This window comes from Streptomyces aureus (assembly GCF_001418135.1).
Lineage (GTDB): Bacteria > Actinomycetota > Actinomycetes > Streptomycetales > Streptomycetaceae > Streptomyces > Streptomyces aureus_A.
In genome coordinates this window covers 11870-29777 of record NZ_LIPQ01000030.1, presented here as the reverse complement: position 1 = coordinate 29777, position 17908 = coordinate 11870, and the positions used below count along the sequence as shown (strand labels likewise).

At 67.6% G+C, this 17908-nt stretch carries 26 protein-coding genes; 24 read left to right on the top strand and 2 right to left on the bottom strand.

What is annotated here, in order from left to right; translation table 11 throughout:
- A partial coding sequence (locus AOK00_RS03740; protein ID WP_254047227.1) for a WhiB family transcriptional regulator occupies nt 1-199 on the bottom strand: 199 nt, incomplete at its 3' end.
- A 210-nt stretch (nt 200-409) separates the two neighbouring features.
- Between AOK00_RS03740 and AOK00_RS03735 the strand changes: the two genes are divergently transcribed.
- The 5 genes from AOK00_RS03735 to tuf all read left to right on the top strand — a co-directional run bounded on the left by AOK00_RS03735 (nt 410) and on the right by tuf (nt 5576).
- Complete coding sequence (locus AOK00_RS03735) at nt 410-859, top strand: helix-turn-helix domain-containing protein (RefSeq protein WP_055598869.1); 450 nt, start codon at nt 410-412, stop codon at nt 857-859.
- Nucleotides 860-1218: 359 nt separating this feature from the next.
- On the top strand, nt 1219-1590 hold the full coding sequence (gene rpsL, locus AOK00_RS03730; protein ID WP_003948652.1) for a 30S ribosomal protein S12: 372 nt from the start codon (nt 1219-1221) through the stop codon (nt 1588-1590).
- 2 nt (nt 1591-1592) lie between these two features.
- Nucleotides 1593-2063 carry a 30S ribosomal protein S7 gene (gene rpsG, locus AOK00_RS03725; protein WP_015035567.1) on the top strand — a complete coding sequence of 157 codons (471 nt, stop codon included), beginning with the start codon at nt 1593-1595 and terminating at the stop codon, nt 2061-2063.
- A 39-nt stretch (nt 2064-2102) separates the two neighbouring features.
- A complete protein-coding gene (gene fusA / locus AOK00_RS03720; protein ID WP_055598868.1) occupies nt 2103-4232 on the top strand; it encodes an elongation factor G in 2130 nt (709 codons plus the stop codon).
- 150 nt (nt 4233-4382) lie between these two features.
- A complete protein-coding gene (gene tuf / locus AOK00_RS03715; RefSeq protein WP_055598867.1) occupies nt 4383-5576 on the top strand; it encodes an elongation factor Tu in 1194 nt (397 codons plus the stop codon).
- 86 nt (nt 5577-5662) lie between these two features.
- Here the strand turns inward: tuf and AOK00_RS03710 are convergent, their stop codons facing one another.
- Complete coding sequence (locus tag AOK00_RS03710; RefSeq protein ID WP_055598866.1) at nt 5663-7666, bottom strand: PIG-L family deacetylase; 2004 nt, start codon at nt 7664-7666, stop codon at nt 5663-5665.
- A 188-nt stretch (nt 7667-7854) separates the two neighbouring features.
- Here AOK00_RS03710 and AOK00_RS03705 point away from each other — a divergent pair, with 188 nt between their 5' ends.
- The 19 genes from AOK00_RS03705 (at nt 7855) to rplF (ending at nt 17907) form a co-directional block, all read left to right on the top strand.
- Nucleotides 7855-8217 carry a YciI family protein gene (locus AOK00_RS03705; protein WP_055598865.1) on the top strand — a complete coding sequence of 121 codons (363 nt, stop codon included), beginning with the start codon at nt 7855-7857 and terminating at the stop codon, nt 8215-8217.
- Nucleotides 8214-9452 (top strand): RNA polymerase sigma factor, encoded by a 1239-nt coding sequence (locus AOK00_RS03700; RefSeq protein ID WP_055598864.1) that lies wholly within the window; start codon nt 8214-8216, stop codon nt 9450-9452. The genes AOK00_RS03705 and AOK00_RS03700 overlap by 4 nt, the downstream gene beginning before the upstream one ends.
- A 446-nt stretch (nt 9453-9898) precedes the next feature.
- A complete protein-coding gene (gene rpsJ, locus AOK00_RS03695) occupies nt 9899-10207 on the top strand; it encodes a 30S ribosomal protein S10 (RefSeq protein ID WP_003948644.1) in 309 nt (102 codons plus the stop codon).
- A 13-nt stretch (nt 10208-10220) separates the two neighbouring features.
- Nucleotides 10221-10865, top strand: coding sequence for a 50S ribosomal protein L3 (gene rplC / locus AOK00_RS03690; RefSeq protein ID WP_041664123.1), 645 nt, complete (start codon nt 10221-10223; stop codon nt 10863-10865).
- A 7-nt stretch (nt 10866-10872) separates the two neighbouring features.
- A complete protein-coding gene (rplD, locus tag AOK00_RS03685; protein ID WP_030318655.1) occupies nt 10873-11523 on the top strand; it encodes a 50S ribosomal protein L4 in 651 nt (216 codons plus the stop codon).
- Nucleotides 11523-11846 (top strand): 50S ribosomal protein L23, encoded by a 324-nt coding sequence (gene rplW, locus AOK00_RS03680; protein WP_024755407.1) that lies wholly within the window; start codon nt 11523-11525, stop codon nt 11844-11846. Before rplD ends, rplW begins: the two co-directional genes overlap by 1 nt.
- Before the next feature lie 40 nt (nt 11847-11886).
- Nucleotides 11887-12723, top strand: a complete 837-nt coding sequence (rplB, locus tag AOK00_RS03675; protein WP_055598863.1) for a 50S ribosomal protein L2 — start codon at nt 11887-11889, stop codon at nt 12721-12723.
- A 12-nt stretch (nt 12724-12735) separates the two neighbouring features.
- Nucleotides 12736-13017, top strand: coding sequence for a 30S ribosomal protein S19 (rpsS, locus tag AOK00_RS03670; protein WP_015035577.1), 282 nt, complete (start codon nt 12736-12738; stop codon nt 13015-13017).
- A gap of 42 nt (nt 13018-13059) precedes the next feature.
- Complete coding sequence (gene rplV / locus AOK00_RS03665; protein ID WP_004571827.1) at nt 13060-13407, top strand: 50S ribosomal protein L22; 348 nt, start codon at nt 13060-13062, stop codon at nt 13405-13407.
- Nucleotides 13407-14255, top strand: coding sequence for a 30S ribosomal protein S3 (gene rpsC / locus AOK00_RS03660; RefSeq protein WP_017239578.1), 849 nt, complete (start codon nt 13407-13409; stop codon nt 14253-14255). Before rplV ends, rpsC begins: the two co-directional genes overlap by 1 nt.
- Before the next feature lie 5 nt (nt 14256-14260).
- Nucleotides 14261-14680 (top strand): 50S ribosomal protein L16, encoded by a 420-nt coding sequence (gene rplP / locus AOK00_RS03655; RefSeq protein ID WP_015035580.1) that lies wholly within the window; start codon nt 14261-14263, stop codon nt 14678-14680.
- Nucleotides 14680-14904, top strand: a complete 225-nt coding sequence (gene rpmC, locus AOK00_RS03650) for a 50S ribosomal protein L29 (RefSeq protein WP_017239580.1) — start codon at nt 14680-14682, stop codon at nt 14902-14904. The genes rplP and rpmC overlap by 1 nt, the downstream gene beginning before the upstream one ends.
- Nucleotides 14904-15185, top strand: coding sequence for a 30S ribosomal protein S17 (gene rpsQ / locus AOK00_RS03645; protein ID WP_015035582.1), 282 nt, complete (start codon nt 14904-14906; stop codon nt 15183-15185). Before rpmC ends, rpsQ begins: the two co-directional genes overlap by 1 nt.
- Before the next feature lie 128 nt (nt 15186-15313).
- Nucleotides 15314-15682 carry a 50S ribosomal protein L14 gene (gene rplN, locus AOK00_RS03640; protein ID WP_003956455.1) on the top strand — a complete coding sequence of 123 codons (369 nt, stop codon included), beginning with the start codon at nt 15314-15316 and terminating at the stop codon, nt 15680-15682.
- A gap of 2 nt (nt 15683-15684) precedes the next feature.
- On the top strand, nt 15685-15996 hold the full coding sequence (gene rplX / locus AOK00_RS03635; RefSeq protein WP_015035583.1) for a 50S ribosomal protein L24: 312 nt from the start codon (nt 15685-15687) through the stop codon (nt 15994-15996).
- A complete protein-coding gene (gene rplE / locus AOK00_RS03630) occupies nt 15993-16550 on the top strand; it encodes a 50S ribosomal protein L5 (protein WP_086024646.1) in 558 nt (185 codons plus the stop codon). The genes rplX and rplE overlap by 4 nt, the downstream gene beginning before the upstream one ends.
- A gap of 5 nt (nt 16551-16555) precedes the next feature.
- A complete protein-coding gene (locus tag AOK00_RS03625; protein WP_003948630.1) occupies nt 16556-16741 on the top strand; it encodes a type Z 30S ribosomal protein S14 in 186 nt (61 codons plus the stop codon).
- A 206-nt stretch (nt 16742-16947) separates the two neighbouring features.
- The gene (rpsH, locus tag AOK00_RS03620) at nt 16948-17346 is read left to right on the top strand and encodes a 30S ribosomal protein S8 (RefSeq protein ID WP_015035585.1); all 399 of its coding nucleotides are present in this window, start codon (nt 16948-16950) and stop codon (nt 17344-17346) included.
- Nucleotides 17347-17367: 21 nt separating this feature from the next.
- Nucleotides 17368-17907 carry a 50S ribosomal protein L6 gene (gene rplF / locus AOK00_RS03615; protein ID WP_024755414.1) on the top strand — a complete coding sequence of 180 codons (540 nt, stop codon included), beginning with the start codon at nt 17368-17370 and terminating at the stop codon, nt 17905-17907.
- The last annotated feature ends 1 nt before the right edge of the window (nt 17908 follow it).

Here is a 17908-nt window from a genome sequence, read left to right as displayed (position 1 = left end):
CGGCTGCCCCGTCCGCCGCGAGTGCGAGACGGCGGACGGGGCAGCCGGCGCAGGCGCGCAGCGCCGGGGCCGCCTCCTTGGCGCGGCGGGCGAAGACGACGGACGGGGAGAGGTCGGCGCACGCGGCGTCGGCCTGCCAAGGGGTGGGGTCGGGCTGGAACAAGAGGTTCTCCACGGTCCGGGGCTCCCCGAACTCCATGGGGCCGATGGGGCCGTTGGGGCTCGGGGGGCCGACGAGTGCGGCGGCGAGCCAGACTTACATGTTGCGTGCGGGCGCGCAACAAGTTTGTGGCGCCCCCTGGGGGTGACCTTCATCGTTTCGACACGTTGCGTACCCGAAACCAAGTAATTCTGTGCGCGCAAGCACGCTAGAGTTGGGCGCCTGGAGGAGTGGAGTGAGGAGCTGTACATGACCACTCGTGGGCTGGATGAGTTCGCAGGCTGGGTCGAAGGGCTGATGCGACAGCGCGGCTACGACATCGACAGCCCGCGCGGCGGCGGCAAGTCCCGGATCGCGGACGAGGCAGGGGTGCACCGGGCCGCCGTGACGCGCCTGCTGCAGCGGCAGAGCATGCCCGACCTGGAGACCATGCGCAGGATCGCCCCGCTGCTCGGGGTCTCGGTCCGCGACATGCTGATCCGGTCCGGCCGCGTGAGCCCGGAGGAGCTCCCGATGGCGGCGGATCTGCTGCCGCCGAGCGACTGGCAGCCGTCGATGGAGGACTTCGCGCGCTGGCTGGGGGTCCCCGACGACCGAATGGGTGTCTTCGTCAAGGTCGTCAACCAGTTCCTGGAGCCCGACGCGGGCGCGGAGGGGCCCACCGAGGCCCCCGAACCCCGCCGCACGGCGCGGGACTGACCCGGTCCCGCCCGGGAGGGGTCCCGGTCCCGCCCCGGGCCGACCCCCGGTCCCGCCCGGGGCGGCCCCGGCCCGATGCGATCTTGCCTGGTCCCGGCCTTCCCCGGCCGGGACCGCGTGCGCGTGGGCATTTGTTTTGACCGGAGTCCATGCGATAGGTACGCTCAAGCCTTGTGCCTGGGGTGTGCCTGGGCTCGCGTGCGTGTCCTCAACCGCAAGGCGAGTCATATATCGGCCACCGTGATCCGCGCCTTTTCCGCCTTGGTGGAGAGGTCCGCGAGATTCGACACACCCGACCGCGTGGGTCGGCGAATGTTCCAGGTTAGTTTCACCGACGGCACACAGAAACCGGAGAAGTAGTGCCTACGATCCAGCAGCTGGTCCGGAAGGGCCGGCAGGACAAGGTCGAGAAGAACAAGACGCCCGCACTTGAGGGTTCCCCTCAGCGTCGCGGCGTCTGCACGCGTGTGTTCACGACCACCCCGAAGAAGCCGAACTCGGCCCTCCGTAAGGTCGCGCGTGTGCGTCTGACCAGCGGCATCGAGGTCACGGCCTACATCCCGGGTGAGGGTCACAACCTGCAGGAGCACTCCATCGTGCTCGTGCGCGGTGGCCGTGTGAAGGACCTGCCGGGTGTTCGCTACAAGATCATCCGCGGTTCCCTCGACACGCAGGGCGTCAAGAACCGTAAGCAGGCTCGCAGCCGCTACGGCGCCAAGAAGGAGAAGTAAGAATGCCTCGTAAGGGCCCCGCCCCGAAGCGCCCGGTCATCATCGACCCGGTCTACAGCTCTCCTCTTGTCACCTCGCTGATCAACAAGATCCTGCTGGACGGCAAGCGTTCCACCGCCGAGCGCATCGTGTACGGCGCCATGGAGGGTCTTCGTGAGAAGACCGGCCAGGACCCCGTCATCACGCTGAAGCGCGCTCTCGAGAACGTGAAGCCGGCCCTCGAGGTCAAGTCCCGCCGTGTCGGTGGCGCCACCTACCAGGTGCCGATCGAGGTCAAGCCGGGCCGCGCGTCCACGCTGGCCCTCCGCTGGCTCGTCGGTTACTCCCGCGCCCGCCGCGAGAAGACCATGACCGAGCGCCTCATGAACGAGCTCCTCGACGCCTCGAACGGCCTCGGTGCGGCCGTCAAGAAGCGTGAGGACACGCACAAGATGGCCGAGTCCAACAAGGCCTTCGCGCACTACCGCTGGTAGTCGCAACCCACATCGAGACCGAGAGAAGACTGAGCCGATATGGCTACCACTTCGCTTGACCTTGCCAAGGTGCGCAACATCGGCATCATGGCTCACATCGACGCGGGCAAGACGACCACCACCGAGCGGATCCTGTTCTACACCGGTGTCTCGTACAAGATCGGTGAAGTCCACGACGGCGCTGCCACGATGGACTGGATGGAGCAGGAGCAGGAGCGCGGCATCACGATCACGTCTGCCGCGACGACCTGCCACTGGCCGCTCGAGAATGTCGATCACACGATCAACATCATCGACACGCCGGGTCACGTCGACTTCACCGTCGAGGTGGAGCGTTCGCTGCGCGTGCTCGACGGTGCTGTCACCGTGTTCGACGGTGTGGCCGGCGTCGAGCCCCAGTCCGAGACTGTCTGGCGTCAGGCGGACCGCTACGGCGTGCCGCGTATCTGCTTCGTCAACAAGCTCGACCGTACGGGCGCCGAGTTCCTCCGCTGCGTCGACATGATCGTGGACCGCCTCGGCGCCGTCCCGATCGTCATGCAGCTCCCCATCGGTGCCGAGATGGACTTCCAGGGCGTTGTCGACCTGGTCCGCATGAAGGCGCTTGTCTGGTCCGCCGAGGCCAGCAAGGGCGAGATGTACGACGTCGTCGACATCCCGGCCTCGCACACGGAGCTCGCCGAGGAATGGCGCGCGAAGCTGGTCGAGACCGTCGCGGAGAACGACGAGGAGCTCATGGAGCTCTTCCTCGAGGGTGTCGAGCCCACCGAGGAGCAGCTGTACGCGGCTGTCCGTCGTATCACCATCGCTTCCGGCAAGGGCAACGGCGAGAAGACGGTCACCCCCGTCTTCTGTGGCACCGCGTTCAAGAACAAGGGCGTTCAGCCCCTGCTCGACGCTGTCGTCCGTTACCTGCCGTCGCCCCTCGACGTCGAGGCCATCGAGGGTCACGACGTCAAGGACGCCGAGCTTGTCGTCAAGCGCAAGCCGTCCGACGACGAGCCGCTGTCGGCCCTCGCGTTCAAGATCGCGAGCGACCCGCACCTCGGCAAGCTCACCTTCGTCCGGATCTACTCCGGTCGCCTGGAGGCCGGCACCGCGGTGCTGAACTCCGTCAAGGGCAAGAAGGAGCGCATCGGCAAGATCTACCGCATGCACGCGAACAAGCGTGAGGAGATCGACTCGGTGGGCGCCGGCGACATCGTCGCCGTCATGGGCCTCAAGCAGACCACCACCGGTGAGACGCTGTGCGACGACAAGAACCCGGTCATCCTGGAGTCCATGGACTTCCCGGCGCCGGTCATCCAGGTCGCCATCGAGCCCAAGTCCAAGGGTGACCAGGAGAAGCTGGGTGTCGCCATCCAGCGTCTCGCGGAGGAGGACCCCTCCTTCCAGGTCCACTCGGACGAGGAGACCGGCCAGACCATCATCGGTGGTATGGGCGAGCTTCACCTCGACATCCTCGTCGACCGTATGCGTCGCGAGTTCAAGGTCGAGGCGAACGTCGGCAAGCCGCAGGTCGCGTACCGCGAGACGATCCGCAAGGCCGTCGAGCGCGTGGACTACACCCACAAGAAGCAGACCGGTGGTACCGGTCAGTTCGCCAAGGTGCAGATCGCGATCGAGCCCATCGAGGGTGGCGACGCCTCCTACGAGTTCGTGAACAAGGTCACCGGTGGCCGCATCCCGAAGGAGTACATCCCTTCGGTCGACGCGGGTGCGCAGGAGGCCATGCAGTTCGGCATCCTGGCCGGCTACGAGATGACTGGCGTCCGCGTCATCCTTCTCGACGGTGGCTACCACGAGGTCGACTCCTCCGAGCTCGCGTTCAAGATCGCCGGTTCGCAGGCCTTCAAGGAGGCCGCGCGCAAGGCTTCCCCCGTCATCCTTGAGCCGATGATGGCCGTTGAGGTCGTCACGCCCGAGGACTACATGGGTGAGGTCATCGGCGACATCAACTCCCGCCGTGGCCAGATTCAGGCCATGGAGGAGCGCAGCGGCGCTCGCGTCGTGCGGGGCCTCGTGCCCCTGTCGGAGATGTTCGGCTACGTCGGCGACCTCCGCAGCAAGACCTCGGGTCGCGCAAGCTACTCGATGCAGTTCGACTCCTACGCCGAGGTTCCGCGGAACGTCGCCGAGGAGATCATCGCGAAGGCCAAGGGCGAGTAACTCTTCCGAGTTCACGCTTTAGGCTTGACACCAGTCGCCGGGGCTCAGCCCCCGAAACCCGAGGGTTCGGGTCCCGGCGGATGGCATCCCAGCAAAGATCACCTGGCGCCGATGAGCAAGGCGTACAGAACCACTCCGCAGGAGGATTCAGTGGCGAAGGCAAAGTTCGAGCGGACTAAGCCGCACGTCAACATCGGCACCATCGGTCACATTGACCACGGTAAGACGACCCTCACGGCCGCCATTACCAAGGTGCTGCACGACGCGTACCCGGACCTGAACGAGGCCTCGGCCTTCGACCAGATCGACAAGGCTCCCGAGGAGCGCCAGCGCGGTATCACGATCTCGATCGCGCACGTCGAGTACCAGACGGAGTCGCGTCACTACGCGCACGTCGACTGCCCGGGTCACGCCGACTACATCAAGAACATGATCACGGGTGCCGCGCAGATGGACGGCGCGATCCTCGTGGTTGCCGCCACCGACGGCCCGATGCCGCAGACCAAGGAGCACGTGCTCCTGGCCCGCCAGGTCGGCGTTCCGTACATCGTCGTCGCCCTGAACAAGGCCGACATGGTGGACGACGAGGAGATCCTGGAGCTCGTCGAGCTCGAGGTCCGTGAGCTCCTCTCCGAGTACGAGTTCCCGGGCGACGACCTTCCGGTCGTCCGTGTCTCGGCGCTCAAGGCCCTCGAGGGCGACAAGGAGTGGGGCGAGAAGCTCCTCGGCCTCATGCACGCGGTGGACGAGTCCATCCCGCAGCCCGAGCGTGACGTCGACAAGCCGTTCCTGATGCCGATCGAGGACGTCTTCACGATCACCGGTCGTGGCACCGTCGTCACCGGTCGTATCGAGCGTGGTGTCCTCAAGGTCAACGAGACCGTCGACATCATCGGCATCAAGACCGAGAAGACCACCACCACGGTCACCGGCATCGAGATGTTCCGCAAGCTGCTCGACGAGGGCCAGGCCGGTGAGAACGTCGGTCTGCTCCTCCGTGGCATCAAGCGCGAGGACGTCGAGCGCGGCCAGGTCATCATCAAGCCGGGTTCGGTCACGCCGCACACCAGCTTCGAGGCCCAGGCCTACATCCTGTCGAAGGACGAGGGTGGCCGTCACACCCCGTTCTTCAACAACTACCGCCCGCAGTTCTACTTCCGTACCACGGACGTGACCGGCGTCGTGACCCTCCCCGAGGGCACCGAGATGGTCATGCCGGGCGACAACACCTCCATGACCGTCGAGCTGATCCAGCCCGTCGCCATGGAGGAGGGCCTCAAGTTCGCCATCCGTGAGGGTGGCCGGACCGTCGGCGCCGGCCAGGTCGTCAAGATCAACGCCTGATCGTTGATCTGACCTGGTAGCTCCACGAGCTGCAGCAGAAGGCCCCGCACCTTTCGGTGCGGGGCCTTCTCGCATGTCCGGAGGGGTTACGGCCGCCAGCTCCACGGGTGCCCGTCCGCGCCGAGGCCCACCACGGTCGCCCGGTCCGCGCGCAGGTGCAGCGCCGCCGACACCGCCGGCGCCCCCGTCGAGCGGGTCCACGCCCGGTTCCCGGCCCGCACCCGCACCCGGCCGTCCGGGTCCGTGCCCAGCAGCACGGTCCCCAGCGCCGCGGAGCGGGCGGCGACCACACCCCCGTACCCGTCCAGACCGGCGTCGCCGCCGGGCCCGAGGAGTTCCCCGGCCGCCGGGCGCCGGTAGTAGAGGTCGCCGCCCGCCGACGCCACCGTGGACCCGGAGAGCGGCAGCGGCTCGATCCGCTCGACCCCGTCCACCCAGTGCCGTACGGACTCCCGCCCCGCCGCGTGGAGGTGCACCCGGCCCGCGGCGTCGAGCGACACGGCGAGTCCGTCCTGGACCTCGGCCGCCCCGGGGAGCGTCCGCCACGGGCTCCAGGAGCCGTCCGCCGCCCGCACCCGGGTCGAGACGTTCTTGTCAGCGTTCCGTACGAAGAGATGGACGCGGCCGTCGGGCGCCGCGACCGCCACCGGCGCACCGACCCGGCGCCCCCGGTCGTCCGTGCGCTCCGGGTTCCCGAGCCCGCGCCAGGCCAGGAACGGGCCGCCGGGGGAGCGCTGCTCCAGGAGCACCAGCTCGCGCCGGTTCCGCCCGCCGTGTCCGTCGATCGCGGAGAACCGCACCCCGAAGAGCAGCACCCGGCCGTCGCCGAGCACCGCCGAGCCGAGTGCGGGGGCGAGCGGGCCGCCGCCGAGATCCGTCGGCTCGCCCCAGACGCCGGGCGCCGTCTCCAGCCAGCGGACCGCGCGCAGGCCGAGCACCCCGTACGCGGCGAGGCGGCCGTCCGGCCGCTCGGCGAGCGCCGGGCCCGCGGTGGGCCAGCGGTGGTGGGTGGAGCGGACCCAGCCCTTGCGGTTGGTGAGCGGCCGTTCGCCGCCGACGCCGTAGTCGCCGCAGCCCGAGGGGTTGCCGCACTCCCAGGAGGGGTCGCCGCCGTACGGGACGAGGCGGGCGGCCTTCGCCCTGAGCACCTGGGGAGGGAGGTTCTTCGGCCAGTGCCGGTTGTAGTAGCCGCGGAAGGCGGTCGTCGTGAACGCCGGTATGGGTTCGCCGTCCCGGACCGCGTCCGAGACCCAGCGGCTCAGCGCGGCCCAGGTGAACGACGCGACCGCCGTGTGGTCGCCGTGGTCCGAGTAGCCGGGCTGCTCGGAGTCCCGGCTGCGGGTGGCCTCGTCGCTGAGCTGGATGTCCGGGTCGGGGTCCAGGGTGTGCACGACGGTGGGCCGGTAGCGGCCGAACAGTCCGACGAGGACGCCGACCAGCTGGTCGTAGTCGTAGGTGTCCGCGCGGGTGACGGGGGAACCGGTGGACAGGTGGGTCCGCAGCTCCAGGGCGCGGTCGTGCCAGAGGGCCGGCAGGGCCATGTAGCGGCGGTTCGTGTGCATCGGCAGGTTGAGGAAGACCAGCTCGATCCGGTTCCGGCCGTGGACGAGGGTGTCGATCTCCGCCCGCCGGCCGCCCGGGAGCGTGAGCACCTCGCGCTGCCAGGGCGTGAACATCGGCAGGCCGAGCGTCGCCGCGTACGACTGGCGCAGGCCCTGGTGGCGCGCCGAGGAGTAGGCGGCGCGGTCCGGGGGAGTCTCCGGCATCCCCTTGATCCGGTTCCGGCCGGTGTGCTCGCCGGCGGTCACGTACACGGAGACGAGCGGGACCCCGGCGTCGAGGAGACGCTGGGTGTCGGGGTTCATGAAGTACAGGTCGTCGTCGGGGTGCGCGGCGACCTGCAGGAGCAGCGCCCGCCGGGTCCGCGCGGAGGCGATCGGCTTGCCGGGCGCGGGGTCGACGGTCGGCGAGGTCCTGCGCGGCTCCGGCACGGAACACCCGGCGACGGCCGAGGTGACGGCGAGGGCGGCGGCGAGAACCGCCCGCCGGCGGGGTGCTGTGGTCACGTACACGGTCCGTCCCCTGGGCATTGCGGTCGCCTGTAAGACGAATGTTCGATGCCCGGGGTTGTGTACGGACCGGCTCCTGCCTGACAGGATTCGGCCGCCGGAAAAATCTTCGAAGATCGCTGTCGGCCCATGTCGAGGACCGGCCGCCGGCTCCGACCAAGGGGTGACAGCACGCCACAGGGGCGCGCGGGACGGGGAGGACACCCACGATGAAGTACGTCGCGATGATCTACGGGAACCAGGCCAAGTGGGACGCCTTCCCCGCCGAGGCCTGGCCCGAGGCGATCGCCCGGCAGGAGGCCTTCAACAGGAAGTACCGCGAGAGCGGCGAGCTGATCGGCGCGTACGGACTCGCCGACGCGGCCGCCGCCCAGCTCGTACGGCGTGAGGGCGGCGCCCCCGCGGTCACCGACGGCCCGTACCTGGAGACCAAGGAGTACCTGGCCAGCTTCTACCTGCTCGACTGCGACAGCCAGGAGCGGGCCCAGGAGATCGCCGCGGACATGCCCTTCGCGGACACGGACCCCGTCGAGCTGTGGCCGGTCCTGCACGAGTCCTCGGCGGACGTGTGAGCGGCTCCACCGAGGTCGAGGGCCTGCTGCGGACGTACGCGCCGCAGGTCCTCGGCGCGCTCGTCCGCCGGTACGGCACCTTCGACCTCTGCGAGGACGCCGCCCAGGAGGCGCTGATCGCCGCCGCCCAGCAGTGGCCGACGGACGGCGTCCCCGACAACCCGCGCGGCTGGCTGGTCACCGTCGCCACCCGCAGGTTCGTCGACCTGGTGCGCAGCGAGGCCGCCCGCAGGCGCCGCGAGGACGCCGTGGCGCTTGCCACCCCGGACTCCGAGCTCCTCGCCCGGGCCGCGGACGAGGCTCCCGGCAGCGACCGGGACGACTCGCTCTCCCTGCTCTTCCTCTGCTGTCACCCGGAGCTGTCCCCGCCCAGCCGGATCGCGCTCACCCTGCGCGCCGTCGGGGGTCTCACCACCGCGCAGATCGCCGCCGCGTTCCTGGTGCCCGAGTCGACGATGGCGCAGCGCATCAGCCGGGCCAAGCAGACGATCAGGGCGGCGGGCGGCTCGCTCGCGCTCCCGGGGGAGGAGCGCACGGCCCGGCTCGCCGAGGTCCGGCACGTGCTCTACCTGATCTTCAACGAGGGCTACACGGCGAGCGCCGGCGAGGCGCTGACCGCGCCCGAGCTGTCCACCGAGGCGATCCGGCTCGCGCGGCTGCTCCACCGGCTGCTGCCCGAGGACACCGAGACGGCGGGTCTGCTCGCCCTGATGCTGCTCACGGACGCCCGCAGGCCGGCGCGCACGGGACCGCACGGCGAGCTGGTGCCGCTCGCGGAGCAGGACCGGGGGAGGTGGGACGGCCGGCTCGTCGCGGAGGGCGTCGAGCTGATCAGCCGTACCCTGCCCCGGGGCCAGGTCGGTCCGTACCAGCTGCAGGCGGCGATCGCGGCCGTGCACGACGAGGCGGAGACCGCCGGGGACACCGACTGGCCGCAGATCCTCGCGCTCTACGAGCTCCTGGAGCGGACCGGGCCGAATCCGATGGTCACCCTCAATCGCGCGGTGGCCGTCGCGATGGTCGAGGGCCCCGCGGCCGGGCTGGCGCTCCTGGACGAACTCGCGAGGGACAAGCGGCTCGCCCGGCACCACCGGCTGCTCGCCACCCGGGCCCATCTGCTCGAACTCCTCGGTGAGAAGGAGACCGCGGCGGAGGCCTACCGGGAGGCGGCACGCCGTACGACCAGCGCCCCGGAACGTCGTCATCTCACCGAGCGGGCACGGCGCTTGGGGTGAGGCGGCGGGGGCGGCCGTCCCCCGCGCGAGCGCCCCGGCGCATGTCCGTACGTGACGTGGGGTACAGTCTTCGCTCCCGATTGGCGGCCGGATGGTCCCGTATGGCAGACTGTCGGGGTTGCTCGGTTGAGTGCCGATGCTGCGCGCCTCCCGTCGGGAGGACCGGAAGCGAGTCCCACAGTACTCGTCGCTCCTTCTCAGGAGCGGACGTACGGGAATCTTCTGGGAAGCGTCAGCGGGGTGCCGACCAGGCGCCCGGTGGGTGTTTTGCCCCCGGCCTGCGGTCATGGCGACCGTGCCCCCTTGGTTGGGAAATCCTCAGGGATTTCTGCGTAGAGGGAGTGCGACACGCCCGACCGCGTGGGTCGGAGATACGACAACGCTTCTCAGTAAGCGAAGCCGATCGGGTTCCAGAGCGTTAACGAGACAAAGGACTACTAGTAGCCATGGCGGGACAGAAGATCCGCATCCGGCTCAAGGCCTACGACCACGAGGTCATCGACTCCTCGGCGAAGAAGATCGTCGAGACGGTGACCCGCACTGGTGCGTCGGTCGCAGGCCCGGTGCCGCTGCCCACTGAGAAGAACGTGTACTGCGTCATCAAGTCGCCGCACAAGTACAAGGACTCGCGCGAGCACTTCGAGATGCGCACGCACAAGCGCCTCATCGACATCCTCGACCCCACGCCGAAGACGGTTGACTCGCTCATGCGCCTCGACCTGCCGGCGGGCGTCGACATCGAGATCAAGCTCTGAGGTGACGCGCGAGATGGCTAAGAACATCAAGGGCATCCTGGGCGAGAAGCTCGGCATGACGCAGGTCTGGGACGAGAACAACCGGGTTGTCCCGGTCACCGTCGTCAAGGCCGGCCCGAATGTCGTGACCCAGGTCCGTACGAACGACATCGACGGCTACGAGTCGGTCCAGATCGCCTTCGGCGAGATCGACCCTCGCAAGGTGAACAAGCCCCTCAAGGGTCACTTCGCCAAGGCCGACGTCACCCCGCGCCGCCACCTGGTGGAGCTCCGCACCGCTGACGCCTCCGAGTACACGCTCGGCCAGGAGATCACCGCCGAGGTCTTCGAGGCCGGCGTGAAGGTCGACGTCACCGGTAAGAGCAAGGGCAAAGGCTTCGCCGGTGTCATGAAGCGCCACAACTTCCGTGGTGGCAAGGCGTCGCACGGTGCCCACCGCGTGCACCGCAAGCCCGGTTCCATCGGTGGCTGCGCCACCCCGGGCCGTGTCTTCAAGGGCATGCGCATGGCGGGTCGCATGGGCAACGAGCGTGTGACCACCCAGAACCTGACCGTCCACGCCGTTGACGCCGAGAAGGGTCTGCTGCTCATCAAGGGCGCCGTCCCCGGCCCTAACGGTGGCCTCGTCCTGGTCCGCACCGCGGCCAAGGGGGTTTGAGGAACCGATGAGCACCATTGACATCCTTTCGCCGGCAGGCGACAAGACCGGGACCGTCGAGCTCCCCGAGGAGATCTTCGGCGCCAAGGTCAGCGTTCCGCTGATCCACCAGGTCGTCGTCGCGCAGCTGGCCGCGGCCCGTCAGGGCACGCACAAGACCAAGACCCGTGGCGAAGTCCGCGGTGGTGGCAAGAAGCCTTACCGCCAGAAGGGCACCGGCCGCGCCCGTCAGGGTTCGACCCGCGCCCCGCAGTTCGCCGGTGGTGGCGTCGTGCACGGTCCCGTGCCGCGTGACTACTCGCAGCGGACCCCGAAGAAGATGAAGGTCGCCGCTCTCCGCGGTGCCCTCTCGGACCGGGCCACCCACTCCCGCATCCACGTCGTCTCCGGCGTGGTCGAGGGTGAGATCTCCACCAAGGCCGCGAAGACGCTGTTCGGCAAGATCTCGGAGCGCAAGAACCTGCTCCTGGTCGCCGAGCGCTCCGACGAGGCCGCGTGGCTGTCCGCTCGTAACCTGCCCCAGGTGCACATCCTGGAGCCGGGCCAGCTCAACACGTACGACGTGATCGTCTCCGACGACGTGGTCTTCACCCAGGCCGCCCTCGAGTCCTTCGTGTCTGGCCCCCAGACCGCTGAGACCGAAGGGAGCGACGCCTGATGACTGAGGCCGTCGTCACCAGCAAGACCTTCTCGGACCCGCGCGACATTCTCGTCAAGCCGGTCGTCTCGGAGAAGAGCTACGCACTGCTGGACGAGAACAAGTACACGTTCATCGTCGCGCCTGGCTCCAACAAGACCCAGATCAAGCAGGCCGTCGAGGCGGTCTTCTCGGTCAAGGTCACCGGGGTCAACACGATCAACCGCCAGGGCAAGCGCAAGCGCACCAAGGCCGGTTTCGGCAAGCGCAAGGACACCAAGCGCGCCATCGTGACCCTTGCCGAGGGCAACCGTATCGACATCTTCGGCGGTCCGACCGCCTAAGGGCGGTCTGGATCGTCCGGAATCGGACGAGGACTGAGAAATGGGAATCCGCAAGTACAAGCCGACTACGCCGGGCCGCCGTGGCTCCTCCGTAGCCGACTTCGTCGAGATCACGCGGTCCACGCCGGAGAAGTCGCTGGTCCGCCCCCTGCACAGCAAGGGCGGCCGTAACAACACCGGTCGTGTGACCGTCCGTCACCAGGGCGGTGGCCACAAGCGTGCCTACCGCGTGATCGACTTCCGTCGTCACGACAAGGACGGCGTGCCGGCCAAGGTCGCTCACATCGAGTACGACCCCAACCGCACCGCGCGCATCGCGCTGCTCCACTACGTGGACGGCGAGAAGCGCTACATCATCGCCCCCAAGGGTCTGACGCAGGGTGACCGCGTCGAGAACGGCCCCGGCGCTGACATCAAGCCCGGCAACAACCTGGCGCTCCGCAACATCCCGGTCGGTACCACGATCCACGCGATCGAGCTCCGTCCCGGTGGCGGCGCCAAGTTCGCGCGCTCCGCTGGTGCCTCCGTGCAGCTGCTGGCGAAGGAGGGCACGATGGCCCACCTTCGTATGCCGTCCGGTGAGATCCGTCTCGTCGACGCCCGCTGCCGCGCCACGATCGGCGAGGTCGGCAACGCCGAGCAGTCGAACATCAACTGGGGCAAGGCCGGCCGTAAGCGCTGGCTGGGCGTCCGCCCGACCGTCCGCGGTGTGGCGATGAACCCGGTTGACCACCCGCACGGTGGTGGTGAGGGCAAGACCTCCGGTGGTCGCCACCCGGTCTCCCCGTGGGGTCAGAAGGAGGGTCGTACTCGCTCGCCGAAGAAGGCTTCGAGCAAGTACATCGTCCGCCGCCGCAAGACGAACAAGAAGCGCTAGGAGCGGGTTTAGATGCCGCGCAGTCTCAAGAAGGGACCCTTCGTTGACGGCCACCTCGTAAAGAAGGTGGACGCTCAGAACGAAGCCGGTACCAAGAACGTCATCAAGACCTGGTCCCGTCGCTCGATGATCATCCCGGCCATGCTCGGCCACACGATCGCGGTGCACAACGGCAAGACCCACATTCCGGTGTTTGTCACCGAGTCGATGGTCGGCCACAAGCTCGGCGAGTTCTCGCCGACGCGCACCTTCCGGGGTCACGTGAAGGACGACCGGAAGTCGAAGCGCCGCTAGTAGCGGGGTGGAATGACCATGACAGACACTGGAAGGACAACCATGGAAGCCAGGGCCCAGGCGCGGTACATCCGCGTCACGCCCATGAAGGCCCGCCGCGTGGTGGACCTTATCCGTGGCATGGACGCCACGGAGGCTCAGGCGGTCCTGCGTTTCGCCCCGCAGGCCGCGAGCGTGCCGGTTGGCAAGGTGCTGGACAGCGCCATCGCCAACGCTGCACACAACTACGACCACACTGACGCCTCTTCGCTGGTCATCAGCGAGGCGTACGTGGATGAGGGCCCGACCCTGAAGCGGTTCCGTCCGCGTGCTCAGGGCCGTGCCTACCGGATCCGTAAGCGGACCAGCCACATCACCGTGGTCGTCAGCAGCAAGGAAGGAACCCGGTAATGGGCCAGAAGGTTAACCCGCATGGGTTCCGGCTCGGCATCACCACGGACTTCAAGTCCCGCTGGTACGCCGACAAGCTGTACAAGGACTACGTCAAGGAAGACGTCGCCATCCGTCGGATGATGACGTCCGGCATGGAGCGCGCCGGCATCTCGAAGGTTGAGATCGAGCGCACCCGTGACCGCGTGCGGGTGGACATCCACACCGCGCGTCCCGGCATCGTCATCGGCCGCCGTGGCGCCGAGGCCGACCGCATCCGCGGCGACCTCGAGAAGCTCACGGGCAAGCAGGTCCAGCTGAACATCCTCGAGGTCAAGAACCCCGAGATGGACGCTCAGCTGGTTGCTCAGGCCGTTGCCGAGCAGCTCTCCTCCCGCGTCTCCTTCCGTCGCGCCATGCGTAAGAGCATGCAGGGCACGATGAAGGCCGGCGCCAAGGGCATCAAGATCCAGTGCGGCGGTCGTCTCGGCGGCGCCGAGATGTCCCGCTCGGAGTTCTACCGCGAGGGCCGCGTGCCCCTGCACACGCTCCGCGCGAACGTCGACTACGGCTTCTTCGAGGCCAAGACGACCTTCGGCCGCATCGGCGTGAAGGTCTGGATCTACAAGGGCGACGTCAAGAACATCGCCGAGGTCCGCGCCGAGAACGCTGCGGCCCGTGCGGGTAACCGCCCGGCCCGTGGTGCCGGCGCTGGCGACCGCCCGGCCGGCCGTGGTGGCCGCGGTGGCGAGCGTGGCGGCCGCGGCCGCAAGCCGCAGCAGCAGTCCGCGCCGGCTGCCGAGGCCCCCAAGGCCGACGCTCCCGCCGCCGCTGCCGCTCCGGCTGAGAGCACCGGAACGGAGGCCTGACCGAAATGCTGATCCCCCGTAGGGTCAAGCACCGCAAGCAGCACCACCCCAAGCGCTCGGGTATGAGCAAGGGTGGTACGCAGGTTGCGTTCGGCGAGTACGGCATTCAGGCCCTCACGCCGGCGTACGTGACCAACCGCCAGATCGAGGCGGCTCGTATCGCGATGACCCGCCACATCAAGCGTGGCGGCAAGGTCTGGATCAACATCTACCCGGACCGCCCGCTGACGAAGAAGCCCGCCGAGACCCGCATGGGTTCCGGTAAGGGTTCTCCGGAGTGGTGGATCGCGAACGTCAAGCCGGGTCGGGTGATGTTCGAACTGTCCTACCCGAACGAGAAGATCGCGCGCGAGGCCCTGACCCGTGCGGCCCACAAGCTGCCGATGAAGTGCAAGATCGTTAAGCGCGAAGCAGGTGAGCTGTGATGTCGGCCGGTACCAAGGCGTCCGAGCTGCGCGAGCTGGGCAACGAGGAGCTTCTCAACAAGCTCCGCGAGGCCAAGGAAGAGCTGTTCAACCTCCGCTTCCAGGCGGCGACGGGTCAGCTCGAGAACCACGGTCGGCTCAAGTCCGTCCGTAAGGACATCGCCCGGATCTACACCCTGATGCGTGAGCGCGAGCTGGGCATCGAGACGGTGGAGAACGCCTGATGAGCGAGAGCAACGTGACTGAGAAGACCGAGCGCAACGCTCGCAAGGTCCGCGAGGGCCTGGTCGTCAGCGACAAGATGGACAAGACCGTCGTCGTCGCTGTCGAGGACCGCGTCAAGCACGCGCTGTACGGCAAGGTCATCCGCCGTACGAACAAGCTCAAGGCTCATGACGAGCAGAACGCTGCCGGCATCGGCGACCGCGTCCTCCTGATGGAGACCCGGAAGCTGTCCGCCACGAAGCACTGGCGCGTCATCGAGATCCTCGAGAAGGCCAAGTAAGGAATTTCCCGCGAGGGAAATCCAAAAGTTCAGCCTGAGGGGTTTCCCTCAGGTCAGTTCCGCCAGGCTCGGCCGGGGCTTCCTCGTGAAGCCCCGGCCGGGAACCGGCAGACAATCAGGAGATAGACGTGATCCAGCAGGAGTCGCGACTGCGTGTCGCCGACAACACTGGTGCCAAGGAGATCCTTTGCATCCGTGTTCTCGGTGGCTCGGGTCGCCGCTACGCGGGCATCGGTGACGTCATCGTCGCCACCGTCAAGGACGCGATCCCCGGTGGCAACGTGAAGAAGGGTGACGTCGTCAAGGCGGTCATCGTTCGCACCGTCAAGGAGCGCCGCCGCCAGGACGGCTCGTACATCCGCTTCGACGAGAACGCCGCTGTCATTCTCAAGAACGACGGCGACCCTCGTGGCACCCGTATCTTCGGCCCGGTCGGCCGTGAGCTGCGCGAGAAGAAGTTCATGAAGATCATCTCGCTCGCGCCGGAGGTGCTGTAAGCATGAAGATCAAGAAGGGCGACCTGGTCCAGGTCATCACCGGTAAGGACAAGGGCAAGCAGGGCAAGGTCATCACGGCCTTCCCCCGCGAGAACCGCGTCCTCGTCGAGGGTGTCAACCGGGTCAAGAAGCACACCAAGGCCGGCCCGTCGCAGGCCGGTGGCATCGTCACGACCGAGGCTCCGGTCCACGTCTCCAACGTCCAGCTGGTCGTGGAGAAGGACGGCAAGAAGGTCGTCACGCGTGTCGGTTACCGCTTCGACGACGAGGGCAACAAGATCCGCGTTGCCAAGCGGACGGGTGAGGACATCTGATGGCTACCACCACTCCGCGTCTCAAGACGAAGTACCGCGAGGAGATCGCGGGCAAGCTGCGTGAGGAGTTCTCCTACGAGAACGTCATGCAGGTTCCCGGCCTCGTCAAGATCGTGGTCAACATGGGTGTCGGCGACGCCGCCCGTGACTCGAAGCTGATCGATGGCGCGATCCGCGACCTCACCACGATCACCGGTCAGAAGCCGGCCGTCACCAAGGCCCGCAAGTCCATCGCGCAGTTCAAGCTGCGCGAGGGTCAGCCGATCGGTGCGCACGTCACCCTCCGTGGCGACCGCATGTGGGAGTTCCTGGACCGCACCCTGTCGCTGGCGCTCCCGCGCATCCGCGACTTCCGTGGTCTGTCCCCCAAGCAGTTCGACGGGCGTGGCAACTACACCTTCGGTCTCACGGAGCAGGTCATGTTCCACGAGATCGACCAGGACAAGATCGACCGTGTCCGGGGTATGGACATCACCGTGGTGACCACGGCGACCAACGACGACGAGGGCCGTGCCCTTCTGCGTCACCTCGGCTTCCCCTTCAAGGAGGCGTAAGCGAGATGGCGAAGAAGGCTCTCATCGCGAAGGCTGCCCGCAAGCCCAAGTTCGGCGTGCGCGGCTACACGCGCTGCCAGCGCTGTGGTCGTCCCCACTCCGTGTACCGCAAGTTCGGCCTGTGCCGCGTGTGCCTTCGTGAGATGGCTCACCGTGGCGAGCTGCCGGGCGTGACCAAGAGCTCCTGGTAATCCCTTACTTGGGATGACCGGAGTCTCTCGGTAAGCACTGGGTTGGCGGATGCCCATCCCTCCATGGCTTAGGCTAGGAGGGTTGGGCGTCCGCCGCCCGTACGACTTACTACGCCGTAGGTCCCCGCGCCGCACCCGTCCCGCCCCTGTGTGGGGAGAGGGATGGCGCACTGGAAACCCCGGCGAGAGAGGCCGAAGGCCAATTCATGACCATGACTGATCCGATCGCGGACATGCTGACTCGTCTGCGTAACGCGAACTCGGCATACCACGACTCCGTGACGATGCCGCACAGCAAGATCAAGTCTCACATCGCGGAAATCCTCCAGCAGGAGGGCTTCATCACGGGCTGGAAGGTCGAGGACGCCGAGGTCGGCAAGAACCTCGTCCTCGAGCTCAAGTTCGGTCCGAACCGTGAGCGCTCCATCGCGGGCATCAAGCGGATCTCGAAGCCCGGTCTCCGGGTTTACGCGAAGTCCACCAACCTGCCGAAGGTTCTCGGCGGCCTGGGCGTGGCGATCATCTCCACGTCCCACGGTCTCCTGACCGGCCAGCAGGCAGGCAAGAAGGGCGTAGGTGGGGAAGTCCTCGCCTACGTCTGGTAGTCGGGAACGGAGGAATAGCTAATGTCGCGTATTGGCAAGCTGCCTATCCAGGTTCCCGCCGGCGTGGACGTCACCATCGATGGCCGCACGGTCACGGTCAAGGGTTCCAAGGGCACCCTGAGCCACACCGTCGCCGCGCCGATCGAGATCGTTAAGGGCGAGGATGGCGTGCTCAACGTCAACCGTCCGAACGACGAGCGTCAGAACAAGGCCCTTCACGGCCTGTCCCGCACGCTGGTGGCCAACATGATCACCGGTGTGACCCAGGGTTACGTGAAGGCGCTCGAGATCAGCGGTGTCGGTTACCGCGTCGCCGCGAAGGGCTCCAACCTGGAGTTCCAGCTCGGCTACAGCCACCCGATCCTGGTCGAGGCGCCCGAGGGCATCTCGTTCAAGGTCGAGTCGCCGACCAAGTTCTCGGTCGAGGGCATCGACAAGCAGAAGGTCGGCGAGGTCGCGGCGAACATCCGCAAGCTGCGGAAGCCCGACCCGTACAAGGCCAAGGGCGTCAAGTACGCCGGCGAGGTCATCCGCCGCAAGGTCGGAAAGGCTGGTAAGTAAG

What these genes read in the sequence shown, in the direction of transcription:
- AOK00_RS03710 (WP_055598866.1), bottom strand. Translation starts at nt 7,666, where the DNA reads ATGCCCAGGGGACGGACCGTGTACGTGACCACAGCACCCCGCCGGCGG.
- AOK00_RS03625 (WP_003948630.1), top strand. Translation starts at nt 16,556, where the DNA reads ATGGCGAAGAAGGCTCTCATCGCGAAGGCTGCCCGCAAGCCCAAGTTC.
- rplC (WP_041664123.1), top strand. Translation starts at nt 10,221, where the DNA reads ATGGCTAAGAACATCAAGGGCATCCTGGGCGAGAAGCTCGGCATGACG.
- rplW (WP_024755407.1), top strand. Translation starts at nt 11,523, where the DNA reads ATGACTGAGGCCGTCGTCACCAGCAAGACCTTCTCGGACCCGCGCGAC.
- rpsQ (WP_015035582.1), top strand. Translation starts at nt 14,904, where the DNA reads ATGAGCGAGAGCAACGTGACTGAGAAGACCGAGCGCAACGCTCGCAAG.
- rpsC (WP_017239578.1), top strand. Translation starts at nt 13,407, where the DNA reads ATGGGCCAGAAGGTTAACCCGCATGGGTTCCGGCTCGGCATCACCACG.
- rpsH (WP_015035585.1), top strand. Translation starts at nt 16,948, where the DNA reads ATGACCATGACTGATCCGATCGCGGACATGCTGACTCGTCTGCGTAAC.
- rpsJ (WP_003948644.1), top strand. Translation starts at nt 9,899, where the DNA reads ATGGCGGGACAGAAGATCCGCATCCGGCTCAAGGCCTACGACCACGAG.
- rplP (WP_015035580.1), top strand. Translation starts at nt 14,261, where the DNA reads ATGCTGATCCCCCGTAGGGTCAAGCACCGCAAGCAGCACCACCCCAAG.
- fusA (WP_055598868.1), top strand. Translation starts at nt 2,103, where the DNA reads ATGGCTACCACTTCGCTTGACCTTGCCAAGGTGCGCAACATCGGCATC.
- AOK00_RS03735 (WP_055598869.1), top strand. Translation starts at nt 410, where the DNA reads ATGACCACTCGTGGGCTGGATGAGTTCGCAGGCTGGGTCGAAGGGCTG.
- rplF (WP_024755414.1), top strand. Translation starts at nt 17,368, where the DNA reads ATGTCGCGTATTGGCAAGCTGCCTATCCAGGTTCCCGCCGGCGTGGAC.
- rplX (WP_015035583.1), top strand. Translation starts at nt 15,685, where the DNA reads ATGAAGATCAAGAAGGGCGACCTGGTCCAGGTCATCACCGGTAAGGAC.
- rplB (WP_055598863.1), top strand. Translation starts at nt 11,887, where the DNA reads ATGGGAATCCGCAAGTACAAGCCGACTACGCCGGGCCGCCGTGGCTCC.
- rplV (WP_004571827.1), top strand. Translation starts at nt 13,060, where the DNA reads ATGGAAGCCAGGGCCCAGGCGCGGTACATCCGCGTCACGCCCATGAAG.
- rplD (WP_030318655.1), top strand. Translation starts at nt 10,873, where the DNA reads ATGAGCACCATTGACATCCTTTCGCCGGCAGGCGACAAGACCGGGACC.
- rpsS (WP_015035577.1), top strand. Translation starts at nt 12,736, where the DNA reads ATGCCGCGCAGTCTCAAGAAGGGACCCTTCGTTGACGGCCACCTCGTA.
- AOK00_RS03705 (WP_055598865.1), top strand. Translation starts at nt 7,855, where the DNA reads ATGAAGTACGTCGCGATGATCTACGGGAACCAGGCCAAGTGGGACGCC.
- rpmC (WP_017239580.1), top strand. Translation starts at nt 14,680, where the DNA reads ATGTCGGCCGGTACCAAGGCGTCCGAGCTGCGCGAGCTGGGCAACGAG.
- rpsG (WP_015035567.1), top strand. Translation starts at nt 1,593, where the DNA reads ATGCCTCGTAAGGGCCCCGCCCCGAAGCGCCCGGTCATCATCGACCCG.